A 12839-nucleotide genomic window follows, 5' to 3' on the forward strand; every position below is an offset into this window, starting at 1 on the left:
TTATTTTTATTTAAATATTATTTTTAAGATAATTCTGCAACGGAAATTTCCTTTTCTTTTTTGGAAGGCAGATTCATTAAAACAATGGCAAAAAGAATCAAAACGATGCCTACCCATTGTATCAAAAACACTTTTTCACCCAGCAAAACAAAAGCCATCGTTACTGAAACCGGAAGTTCCAGAGAAGAAACAATACTTCCAAGTCCCAGACCTGCATTAGGGAAACCAATATTAAATAAGATTGGTGGAATAATAGTACCAAACAGTGCTAAAACAAATCCATATGTCCAGAATATTGAATAATTAAAGGAGTGTATATGCTCTGTATTTTCCGTAAAGTTTAAATACAGTGATTTTAAGCCATCAAAATACATTGGGCCTATCTGCGCAAAGAATAAAAATGTAAAAACCACTATAGAACCTCCCGCCAGCATAATAATACTCTTTCTGAATACCGGAAGATGGGTAGCCAGTGTATTGGACGTAAACATCGTCAAGGTATATGAAGCAGCGGCCATTAATCCCCAGAACACTCCATGCCAATCCAGTTCTATTTCCATATTAATAAGATTAGTAGCCAGCACTGTTCCCAGCAATACGATCACTACAGAAACTACTTTTCTTGCATTAGGCAGTTTTTTTGCCAGAATGCTTTCTACTACCACACTGAACCAAACCGACTGCATCAGCAGTACAATAGCAATGGAAACATTGATATACTGCACAGCAATATAATAAAACAAACTTGTTCCTCCCAGGGAAGTTCCCGCAAGGATCAACATCCTTACTTCCTTAGAATTCGGTAATGATAATTTTTGTTTTGAGGTAATCGTCTGGATAAAATTCAGGATCAGCAAACCAAGCAGTCCCAATACAAACTGAGAAGTGGTAACTTCTGAGGTTGTAAAGCCATCATGATAAGCCATTTTCACAAAAGTGGCTAACATACCATATATACTAGCTCCAATTCCTACAAATAAAACACCTTTTAGTATATTTTTCTTCTTCATAATTTTTTTTACAGCCTGCAAAGTTACGACATATAAATTAAACTACCCTGCAAGCTTAATCTTAATAGATAAAATAAGATCACCACAAGCAAGCTTGTGGTGATCTCTGAAATTACTAATGATATAAAAATTAATTATTTTTTTATGATTACTTTAGAAGTAGATTCAAAACCAAGTCCTTTTACTTTTACCATATATACTCCATTGACTAAATGAGTTGTAGAAATGGCTTTTTTAGCATCCGGTGAAATTTTATCTTCGGAAGAAACCAACTTACCACTTGTATCATACAATTCCACACTTACTTTTCCAAGGGCATTGCTTGGGAAGTTAATGTAAAACTCATCTTTAGCAGGGTTCGGGTAAATAGAAATCTTGCTGTCTTTCACAGATTTCACCTCATTCGTAGCCAACGTACATTCTGCCGGTACCGAGAAGTTTTCCACCTGGTCATTGATATTGTTTTTAAGTCCTGCCGAAGCACCCACTCCCAGTCCTCTTCTTGCAAAAACATTCCAGATCATACATTTATCCTGACCAAGATTTGATGCTGCGTCTGCAGCTAATATAGCATCTCTTCCATCAATGAATGAAGGGTTACAGCCCTGAAGTTTCAATGCATCAGTTACGATCTGTAATACCCTGCTGCTTCCGTTAGTGGAGTTTGCCAATACATCAGATGAATAGCCATATTTTTCAACATATTTCCAGTGAAGATCCCACAGCATGGTGGCCCAAACAAATCCAATAGAATGGACATCAAGAGATAGCCCTCCACTCGCATTAGTATATACCATACCATTAGTACGTCCATAGGTATAATTATTAATGGTAAGGTCCGGAGAATACTTAGCAGGTCTGATACCTCCTCCATCTATCGGCTGACCTCCTACATAAGTTCCCATTCCTCTTGGCACCGATGCATTATCTCCCGCTTTATTGGTAAGCATTAAAGCAAAGAAGTCTGACCATCCCTCACCCATCTGTTCTCTACTGACATTTGCATTCAAACAATTAGAACCCGTTCCTGTAAGTCTATTAGATATTCCATGACCATACTCATGGGTTACAATACCATTATCAAAACTTCCATCCGGTGTTACGCTGGTAGTCGGATCATCCTTAAGGGTAACATTTACCGTTACATTAGCAGTAAGCTGACCATTAATATAATCTCCTTCAGACTTGGCAACTAGAACAGTAGGAATAGTAACTGCAGGATCTGTTCCTGACATGTTACCTATCGATTCTCCATTTACTGCATTGTTATAAATAATTACAGCTGTAGCTCCGGCATCCTGCAGGTTTTTTGTTTTAACAACAAAAGAACATGTTCCTCTTTCTACCAAGCCTATTTTTCCTGTAAGCGATCCTGCAGGTAAAGCTGTACATCCTTCCGGCACTGGAGATAACTGTACATTACCCGTAATTCCGGTAGCGCTTAAAGGAGCACCAAATTCTGAAGTTCCTGCCCTAGGTTTACGTATAACAGCTCCCGCAGGGGTGTTATAATAAAACAACTGATTCACTCTATTCCATAAATACATTTGCATTCTAGGGTTAAATCCGTCTGCCGGAGAAGAAAAGTTGGCATTATTTAAACCACCACCATCTTGAGCTTCCGCATATACAGAATCATCATCTTCCCCACCTTTTCCAAAGTTATTCTGCTGAAAATTTTTAGCAGATTCAGTGAATCCAAACTGATAAAAAACATCATGAATTCTATTATTCAGGTAAAATAAATTAGTAATTGATGCATTTCTGTTAGCCACAGGAGTTCCATTGATACTAAAAGGGAAATCAAAGCTTCTTGCCGCACCTCCATCTACCGGTGTTCCGGGTAGATAATCAGGATCCGTTAAAGCTGTTCCGGCAACATCTTCATAAGCAAAAACGTTGTTTCCTCTCGTTACGGTGTAATGATTAACACCATCAGAGTGCCATCCCTCAGGAGATGCAACAGAAATCCATGGATTGGTAAGAATTGATCTTGAGCCAAAAGTAGGGGCTTCAATAGGCATAGGAAAAACGTTATAGGAAGCATTGTCCGGAAGTAATACGAAAGCGCTGTTTTGAGCTGTTTTATTATCAGGGCCTATAAGTAAATTTCCAAGATGTGTATGATGATCATGCCCAGCCTCAGAGCCATATGCGTCAGGAAGGAAATTACATGATAACGTTAAATTACTTTTCTCAAGGATATTTCCATTATAAGCATCAACCAAAATATTCCAATGATTTGGAGATTTAGGCTCCATCAAACTGTATTCGTACACGAGACGTAAATTCCCGTTTCCATCATTGGCATATACTAATCTTTGATTGGCCGATCCTGTTCCTTTCTTTTTATTTTTCTCAAGATATTCCAGAATCGTAAAATGAGCAATGTCTGCATTATTTAGCTCCTCTGCTATCTTTTGAAGTGCCGTAGTTTTATTGATAACGGCAACACTTGATGTTGCTGAAACATAATCTTTAATAAAATTGTCCGTATAATATACAACTTTATGATCCTTAATAAGTGCTGTTCCTACAGAACTGTATACTGGTAGGCCGTTATAGGTCTGTACAAATTTTACAACATTCCCATTCAGTGACTTTGAGTCATCTACATTATCTATAATAAAATGAGTAAGGTCTGATTTTTTATATTCTCTCATTTTGTTTTGAGAAATATAATCCTTAATCAAATTTTCATTATCTTGTCCAAACAAAAAAGCTGGAAATGCTGAAAACACAGCAAATAAAATAGGTAAAGTTTTATTTTTCATGTCAATTATTAAAGCTGCTAATCTACAAATAATTCACAATACAAAAGCTGAATTATTAGCTTTTTAATTAAAATAAATCAATATATATAAATTTAAAAACAAAATATACTATTGAATATTTCTCAACAAAGAGAATCCACACTCTGTTTTATGAGTATAAGACAGTATGCAGCTACCATATTATTTTTCTTCACTTACATTTTGTACCCCAAATACTCATTAAAAAAAAACTGCCCTTACGGACAGTTTCGTTACTAATAATTATTTTTTTATAATTCTACCCACGTTTATTTCCCCTTTATCTGATGTCACTTTTATAACATACACACCCTGCTGTCTATTTTTTAAATCTGCATCAAATGCTTTTCCTTCTACCGTTTTGGTGAGCAATACATTCCCATTCAAATCCAATACTTCAAGCTTTCCTGATCCAATTTCTCTATTCAAAACTCCCTTGAATTTGCCATCAGTAGGGTTAGGTGTAATTTTAATGGAGCTGTCTGCAACTTCAGGAACTCCTCTTGTACAGGAAACTCCCAGATCCAGGTCGTAAGGGAACATAGGATAATGATTCCAGCTCATTACATCCATGGTTCCACTGGAAAAACTATACTGCACGGTCATGATAAATTTATATTTCGCTGTAGATCCCGGAGGAAAATTAATATCCGAAGGATAAAAGTGAAAATACACCTGATTACCATTGATGAAGGTAGGAGTTGTGGAAATACCGTAATCCACTCCTGTACTGATATCCCGAACCACCATTTTACTGTGGGTCACTGTAGCTCCGGGAGGCAATGTATAATCACCATAAATATTAAAGTCTGGAGATACCCCACAACTATTGTATTCGTAATAGAATTTCAAACTTCCCCACACTCCGGTATTACAAGTACTATTAATTATTTCATCAACTTTAGGCATCTCTGATACAGATTCAAATACAAAAGATTGAGGTCTTGGATAATACAGTCTTGGTAAAACTCCGTAATCCGGGTCATTAACATTAGTTTCAACTCCCCCGGAATATGATCCTCCGGCACTCGCAATAGAGACCCCCGTAGCAGAAGACTGCACATTAGGACTCATATGCATCATTACAAATTTAGCACCCCGGTTTACTTTAAAGTCTGTCACATTTTTAAATGCTCCCGGAGTATTTAATGCTGTATCATAATAATTCGCAAGATATGATCCTGTAAGTAAATCTCCTGTATTTCTGGAGCCGTCAGTAAGCACCAATACTGCAAGCTTGGAGCTTCCATTTTTATGTAATGAAGTCTGCGGACTTACAATCTCCGGGCTGTAACTGCCATCCAATGCATTCCCTATTAACCCCAACGCTTCATTAAAATGCTGACCATAGCTAAGCCTTCTATTGAGATAAGGTTCCGGAAAGGTAAGTGTAGTAAAATCTGACTCTATATATATTCTTGGGGTAAGCCCTAAGCTGGGACCGTTATTCAGGCCTGTTCCGTAATGAACTACCGCATATCTGTTTTTAGGATGACATGCCATGATACGTTCAATTAATTTAGCTGCTGTAAGCTTCATCTCCTGGAAGCGTGCGTTATTTATGGTAGAACCATTATCAAGACAGATAATATAGTCCGTCTGTGCCTTTAAAGAACTTCCCACCATCAGACAGGCTAAAAAGAAAAATAAGAATGCTTTTTTCATAAATCAATATTTTAAATTAAGTTGAATTAAAAATAACATTAATATTATCCATAACATAAAATATTTAACCATTAACCATTCATTAACGTTAGACCATGAAAGAGTAATAAAAAACACCTATCTGTTATCATAAATTAATAAAAGTAAGTGATCTGGATTGTATCCATTACCAAGCATAAAAAAAGCCGCTCAAATGAGCGGCTCCATATTATAAATGGTTTCAAAGATTATTTACCCTCTTCCATTTTTCTTTTCAATTCTGCTAATGCATCGATATCTCCAAGAGTTGATCTTTCTTCGTTGTTTGAAGAAGAGATATTTCTAGAAGAAGAGTCTTTCACATTTTTCTTTTCCTCATCTCTGAAGATTCCTGTGTGAGAAACTACTACTCTCTTGAATTCTTTGTTGAATTCGATTACTTTGAATTGAGCATCTTCACCTTTTTTGATTTTAGATCCATCTTCTTTCTCTAATAATCTTGAAGGGCAGAATGCTTCTACTTCAGCATCTTCGAATTGTACAGAAGCTCCTTTATCGTGAACTTCTACAGCTTTACCAGCGTGGATAGTTCCTTCAGCATACTTAGTTTCGAATTTATCCCATGGGTTTTCAGTCAATTGCTTGTGACCTAGAGATAATCTTCTAGCTTGGATGTCTAATTCAAGAACTACAACATCTAATTTATCACCTACTGCACAGAACTCAGATGGGTGCTTGATTTTCTTAGTCCAAGAAAGATCAGAAATGTAGATTAATCCGTCGATACCTTCTTCTAACTCTACGAATACACCAAAGTTAGTGAAGTTTCTTACAGTTCCTACATGCTGAGATCCTACCGGGTACTTAACCTCGATATTCTCCCATGGATCTTTAGATAATTGCTTGATACCAAGAGAAATTTTTCTTTCTTCTCTATCTAAAGTTAATACTTCAGCTTCTACTTCATCACCTACTTTCACAAAGTCACCAGCAGATCTTAAGTGAGTAGACCAAGACATTTCAGAAACGTGGATTAATCCTTCTACACCTGGAGCGATCTCTACGAATGCACCATAGTCAGCAAGAACTACTACTTTTCCTTTTACTTTGTCTCCTACTTTCATGTCAGCAGAAAGAGCATCCCAAGGATGAGCTTCTAATTGCTTCATACCTAATTGGATTCTTGTTTTCTCATCATCGAAATCAAGGATTACTACTTTCACAGTTTGTCCGTCTTCTAGGATTTCAGATGGGTGGTTCACTCTAGACCAAGAAAGATCTGTAATGTGAATTAATCCGTCTACACCTCCTAAGTCGATAAACACACCGTAAGAAGTAATGTTCTTAACAGTACCTTCAAGAACTTGTCCTTTTTCAAGCTGAGCGATGATTTCTTTTTTCTGACCTTCGATATCTGCTTCGATCAATGCTTTGTGAGATACAACTACGTTTTTGAACTCAGGGTTGATTTTCACAACTTTGAACTCCATAGTTTTACCTACGAACTGATCGTAATCTTTAATTGGCTTAACGTCAATTTGAGAACCTGGTAAGAATGCTTCGATTCCGTGAACGTCAACGATCATACCTCCTTTAGTTCTAGACTTAACAAAACCGTTAACGATTTCTCCAGTTTCGTGAAGTTCGTTTACTTTATCCCAAGCTTTAAGCGTTCTAGCTTTTCTGTGAGATAACTGTAACTGACCAGTTTTGTCTTCTCTCTTGTCAACCATTACTTCTACCTCATCACCTACACTTAGGCCTTGGTTGTAACGGAATTCGTTAAGAGAAATAACACCTTCTGATTTGAAGTTGATGTCTACGATAGCTTCTTTGTCAGTTAATCTTACTACTCTACCTACTAAAACGTCATTGTCGTTTAGGCTGTTTAGAGATCCGTTGTAGATTTCTTCTAAGTCGCTTTTTTCTTTTCTCGCATCTGCATCAAGACCTGATTCGAATGAATCCCAATCAAATTGTTCTGGTGCTACGTTTTGGTTTAAAATAACCTCTGCTGAATTTGTCTCTTTTGACATTTTCTAATAAAATTTGTATTCCTTCTTTTTTAATGGTTTGAATAAATGTGGATTTAAAAAATACGGAAGTAATTAATTTTTAATATTTTACCCTATCAAACCTCTCCCACAAAAAGTGGATGCAAAGATAAGATTTTTTTTTAAAACAAACAAGAGGTTTTCTTTTACAAGATTATCGTTTAAACAATTGATTTCCAATGGATATTTATTAAGAGAATCAAGAATCAATAGTTAAGATGACAGACCTAAGATTATAAATATTACAATAAAAGACAGAATATCTATCATTAAAACTTATAGCTCTGATCCCGAATACTGAACTTTAACATCTGCCACCTAAATTTCTTACCTTTGCACCATGGAATTAGAATCAATTTATCAAAAACTGCAGATTCAGGAAATGAATCAAATGCAGAAATCTACATACACTGCCTCTGAAAACAATACCGATATCATCCTGCTCTCTCCTACCGGTTCAGGAAAAACCCTTGCTTTTTTATTTCCGGTTCTTAGAAATCTGAAAAAAGATGTGCAGGGTGTTCAGGCTTTACTATTAGTTCCTGCAAGAGAACTGGCATTACAGATCGAACAGGTTTTCAAAGCAATGGGAACAGATTTCAAAGTTTCTGTGTGTTATGGTGGACATGATAAAAAAATTGAGGTCAATAATTTAATTGAAGCACCTGCTGTTTTAATCGGAACTCCGGGAAGGGTTGCTTACCATATAAGAAATAACAATTTCGATCCGAGAACGATTCAGACTTTAGTACTGGATGAATTTGATAAAGCCTTAGAATTAGGATTTCATGAGGATATGGAATTTATTTCCGGTTCATTAAAAGGTCTTTCACAAAGAATTCTGACTTCAGCTACAGCAATGGATGAAATTCCCAAGTTTACAGGCTTAAAGAATGAAAAGACCATTGATTTTTTAAAATTAAGTGAAGTAAAGCCGGATATCCAATTACGAAAAGTGATGACTATTTCTGAGGAAAAGCTAGATACTTTATTCAATTTAATTTGCAAGATCGGAAATAAAAGAACGTTGATCTTCTGTAATCACCGTGAAGCTGTTGACAGAATTTCTGAGCTTTTAAGAGAAAAAGGTATCGACAGGGAAACCTTCCACGGCGGCATGGAACAGGATGAAAGAGAGCGTGCTTTACTGAAATTCAGAAATGACTCTGCAAGAATTCTTATTACGACTGATCTGGCTTCCCGCGGACTTGATGTTCCTGAAGTGGAATCTATTGTACATTACCAGCTGCCTCCAAAAGAGGATGCATTTATTCACAGAAACGGACGTACCGCCAGAATGAATGCCAAAGGTTTTGCTTACCTTATCATGACTGAAGATGAGAATTTCCCATTCATCAAAAATAACACACCTGAAGAAAGTGTAGCAGGCTTTACTAAAGTTCCGGCGAAAACACCATTTCAAACCATTTATATCAGTGCCGGAAAAAAAGATAAAGTCAATAAAGTAGATGTAGTGGGTTATCTTATAAAAAAGGGGGAACTCCAAAAAGAAGACATCGGATTGATTGAGGTAAAAGATACCACATCCTATGTTGCTGTTTCCAGAAATAAAGTAGGTGCAACCCTGAAAAAACTTCAGAATGAAAAACTGAAAGGGAAAAAAGTGAAAATGGAGGTTGCTTATTAAGATTCGGTATCCTGTTATTAAGAACCGTATCTTTTTAATTAATTTTCAAACCATAAAAGTCACTGAAGTGTTTAGAAATAAATACTTCAGTGACTTTTGTGGTAAAAACAGTATGGGTAAAACTACTTTATTCCTCTCACTCTCATCGGGAAAGTATAAACAGCAGTTGAAGCAGTAATAAATAAAACATCATTATTTTTTCCTCCAAATGTTACATTGGATGTCCATTTTTCAGGAATGGAAATATGATAGATTTTCTTACCGTCCCGGTTAAAAATATGTACTCCATCTCCTGTTAAATAAAGATTTCCGTGTTTGTCCAAAGTCATTCCATCTGAACCCATTTCACAAAAAAGCTTTCTTTCTGACAGCTTTCCTTCTCCAAGAATATCATAAACATAGGTTTTTCCGGCATCAATATCTGAGAGGTATAATTTCTTTAACTTCTCACTTCCTACAATACCATTGGGCTGTGTAAAGGTTTCCAGCTTGGCTGTTTTACCTTCTTTATTTCTGTAGTAGAGACTTTTATGTGCTGTTTCCTGCTTAAAATCAGTCCAGTAATCCCTTTCATACAAAGGGTCTGTAAAATACATTCCCCCTAAAGCATCATTCCATACATCATTGGGTCCGTTCAGTCTTTTTCCTTCAAATCCTTTCAGAATAACCTCTACCTTTTTATCTTTTGATATTTTCCAGATCTCTCCGTGATCATCAGAACAGGTAATCAGATAACCGTCTTTATCAAAATGGGTTCCGTTTGCTCTTCCGGTTTTATCCAGAAACTCTATAACCTGATTACTTTTCCAGTCCCAATAGTAAATTTTATCATTAGGCTGATCTGTAAAATAAACATTTCCTTTATGATCTGCCGACGGTCCTTCCGTAAAACTAAACTTATCTGAAACCTTTTCAGGTTTTACTCCTTCATAAAACATTTTACTATAATTTACTGATTGACAATTTATCAATGCGAAAACCAAACCAATCATTCCTATTTTACAGATATTCTTCATACTTCATTTTTAAAACTGCAATTTACAATTTGAATAATAGGATTCAAAGTTATTTTATCATTTTGATCTAATATAATACTCAAATAAAAATGTCCCAATTGTCCTATTTTTGAAGTAGATCATATTAGTAGTGGGAAGATATAATTCGGAGCTTTGCAGTAGTAGGATCAATAACTTTTTTCACAAAAAAAATGTCCTGAAAACAAAATTGATTTTACGATACAATATTACCTTAATACTTTTATAGCATACGATAATGAGTGCAGAGTCCAACAATATCAAGTCTTTAGAAATCGAAAATGAAGATTTTAGAAATTCAGTAGGAACAATGGATGAAACGGGAAAAAGAAAATGGATCTTCCCGAGAAAGCCCAAAGGAAAATATACCAATTACCGGAATTACACCAGCTACGTTTTGCTTGCTTTGTTTTTTGGGTTGCCTTTTGTAAAAATCAATAACAATCCTTTTCTGCTTATTAATGTTATTGACGGGAGATTCTTCATTTTCGGACAGTCTTTTTATCTTCAGGACTTTTTTATTCTTGCTTTAGGAGCTGTAACGTCGGTTATTTTTGTCATGCTCTTCACGGTGGTTTTCGGAAGAATATTCTGTGGCTGGCTGTGTCCCCAAACTCTTTTTATGGAAATGATTTTCCGTAAAATTGAATACTGGATTGAAGGTGACCGAAATAAGCAGATGAAGCTCGACAGACAGGAGTGGGACACTGAAAAAATAAGAAAAAGGCTGACAAAATGGTCGGTATTTCTTTTCATATCGCTGGCTATTTCTCACTTTATGTTCATGTATATCGTAGGGTATGAAGAGGTTTTCCGTATTATGAGTGAAGGTCCGGCTGAAAACTCACTCAAATTTACGGCTATGATCTTTTTCACGATGACCTTTTATTTTGTTTTTGCATGGCTTCGTGAGCAGGTTTGCACACTGGTTTGTCCGTACGGAAGACTCCAGGGGGTTTTGATTGATAAGCAGACTATTAATGTATATTATGATTTTAAAAGAGGAGAAGGCCGCTCAAAATGGAGAAATAATGAAGACCGAAAAGCTGCCGGAAAGGGAGACTGTATTGATTGTAACCAATGTGTAGTGGTTTGCCCTACAGGAATTGACATCAGAAATGGCCAGCAACTTGAATGTGTCAACTGTACAGCATGTATTGATGCCTGTGATGAAGTGATGGACAAAGTAGGTATGCCTAGAGGACTGGTTCGTTATGCTACAGAAGCAGAGATTGAGAACAGGGAAAAGTTTACATTCACTTCAAGAATGAAAGCGACCACCGTTTTTCTGGCTTTACTCATTGGATTCCTTGGATTTTTAATGTACGACAGAGGATCCATGGAAGCCAAGTTCATCAAACCGGCGGGATCTACGTTCTTTATTAAAGACGGTAAAATTACCAATACTTTTATTTATACCCTTCTGAATAAGTCTAATGATAAAAAAGTATTGACAATTAAAGTCATAACGCCTGCTCATGCAGAAATCACTTATTTCGGATCTGAAAAAATCATTTTAAAAGGAGATCAAATCCTTAAAGGAAACATCAATATCACCTTCCCTGAAGAAGATATTAAGTTTTCAAAACAAAATATGGTCATTGGAGTTTTTGATGAAAAAGGAAAAATGGTAGATTCATTTGAGACTACTTTTGAAGGACCATTTAAGCTGGTGTTATAGGTTGCAGGTGACTGATGAGAGGTAGTTATGAGAAGATGGAGCGTCACCGGCAACTTTATATGATACAATTTACACCTTGTATTCCTTAATAAACTGAGTAGGGGTCATTCCGGAATTTTTCCGGAATACTCTTACAAAGTAGGAATATTCTTCATATCCCAATCTGAAAGCAACTTCAACAAGGCTTTCATCAAGATACATCAGCATTCTTTTGGCTTCCAATACTACTCTTTCTGTGATGACGTCTGTAGCTGTTTTCTGAACAACAGTCTGGGCAATTCTATTGAGGTGCTTGGGTGAAATACCTAATAAAGAAGCGTAATAAGCAATCGATTTTTCATCGGGAAAGTGTTCTTCAATTAAATTTTCGAAATCCTGATAATGCTTAAAATAGGAAAGCCCCGCCGAGGAATCCACTCTGTCAAAATCTTTTGAAAATAATCGTGTGGCATTGATAAAGATCTGAGACATCAATGAAAGCATCAATCCTTCTTTCATAATATTCTTCTCCCGGTATTCTTTTTCAAGCTCCTGGAATAAGTGTATATTTTGTTTGAGTTCCAGGGTATCCAGCTGAAGTTTTCTTGGAAAAGAGACTGATCCGAAAAATGGAAAATTTCTCAGCTTCTGATTCACATAGTGCATTTCATAAAACTCCTGGGAACAAAAGAAAATATATCCTTCAATATCTGCAGAAAGCTCCCAGCTATGAATCTGCCCGGGAGATAGAAAAAAGAGACTGCCTTCAGAAACTTCATATCTTTGAAAATCAATTTCATGAAACCCTGTTCCTCCGGTAAAAAGAACCGCTGCATAAAAATCATGCCTGTGTGGTTTTTCGATATGCCGATGCCCTACAACCAGATGATTTTTCATGGTATTAAAATAAAAGTCTGAAGCATTTCTGCCAGCTTGAAAAAGATCAATATGAAGAACTGAAATCGAATTCATCACCTGCTATTTATAAAAGAAAACG

Annotated in this window: 8 protein-coding genes; 2 read left to right on the forward strand and 6 right to left on the reverse strand. The window is 36.1% G+C overall.

The window, feature by feature from the left end:
- Positions 1–23 precede the first annotated feature (23 nt).
- The 4 genes from B8967_RS10730 to rpsA form a co-directional block, all read right to left on the reverse strand.
- A complete protein-coding gene (locus tag B8967_RS10730) occupies positions 24–1010 on the reverse strand; it encodes an EamA family transporter (RefSeq protein WP_084086092.1) in 987 nt (328 codons plus the stop codon).
- A gap of 134 nt (positions 1011–1144) precedes the next feature.
- A complete protein-coding gene (locus B8967_RS10735; RefSeq protein WP_228406122.1) occupies positions 1145–3784 on the reverse strand; it encodes a T9SS-dependent M36 family metallopeptidase in 2640 nt (879 codons plus the stop codon).
- Positions 3785–4045: 261 nt separating this feature from the next.
- Positions 4046–5467 (reverse strand): T9SS type A sorting domain-containing protein, encoded by a 1422-nt coding sequence (locus B8967_RS10740; RefSeq protein ID WP_084086094.1) that lies wholly within the window; start codon positions 5465–5467, stop codon positions 4046–4048.
- A 227-nt stretch (positions 5468–5694) separates the two neighbouring features.
- Positions 5695–7482 (reverse strand): 30S ribosomal protein S1, encoded by a 1788-nt coding sequence (rpsA, locus tag B8967_RS10745; protein WP_047485638.1) that lies wholly within the window; start codon positions 7480–7482, stop codon positions 5695–5697.
- 358 nt (positions 7483–7840) lie between these two features.
- Between rpsA and B8967_RS10750 the strand changes: the two genes are divergently transcribed.
- On the forward strand, positions 7841–9148 hold the full coding sequence (locus B8967_RS10750) for a DEAD/DEAH box helicase (protein WP_084086095.1): 1308 nt from the start codon (positions 7841–7843) through the stop codon (positions 9146–9148).
- Between the two features lie 122 nt (positions 9149–9270).
- Here B8967_RS10750 and B8967_RS10755 read toward each other — a convergent pair whose 3' ends face one another.
- The gene (locus B8967_RS10755; RefSeq protein WP_084086096.1) at positions 9271–10164 is read right to left on the reverse strand and encodes an SMP-30/gluconolactonase/LRE family protein; all 894 of its coding nucleotides are present in this window, start codon (positions 10162–10164) and stop codon (positions 9271–9273) included.
- A gap of 256 nt (positions 10165–10420) precedes the next feature.
- Between B8967_RS10755 and ccoG the strand changes: the two genes are divergently transcribed.
- Positions 10421–11863: a cytochrome c oxidase accessory protein CcoG gene (gene ccoG / locus B8967_RS10760; protein WP_052188495.1), complete on the forward strand. Its 1443-nt coding sequence runs from the start codon at positions 10421–10423 to the stop codon at positions 11861–11863.
- 69 nt (positions 11864–11932) lie between these two features.
- On the opposite strand, the gene B8967_RS10765 is transcribed toward ccoG, so the two are convergent.
- Positions 11933–12814, reverse strand: coding sequence for an AraC family transcriptional regulator (locus B8967_RS10765; RefSeq protein WP_084086097.1), 882 nt, complete (start codon positions 12812–12814; stop codon positions 11933–11935).
- Positions 12815–12839: the final 25 nt, after the last annotated feature.

The organism is Chryseobacterium sp. YR221, assembly GCF_900176315.1.
Taxonomy (GTDB): Bacteria; Bacteroidota; Bacteroidia; order Flavobacteriales; family Weeksellaceae; genus Chryseobacterium; species Chryseobacterium rhizosphaerae.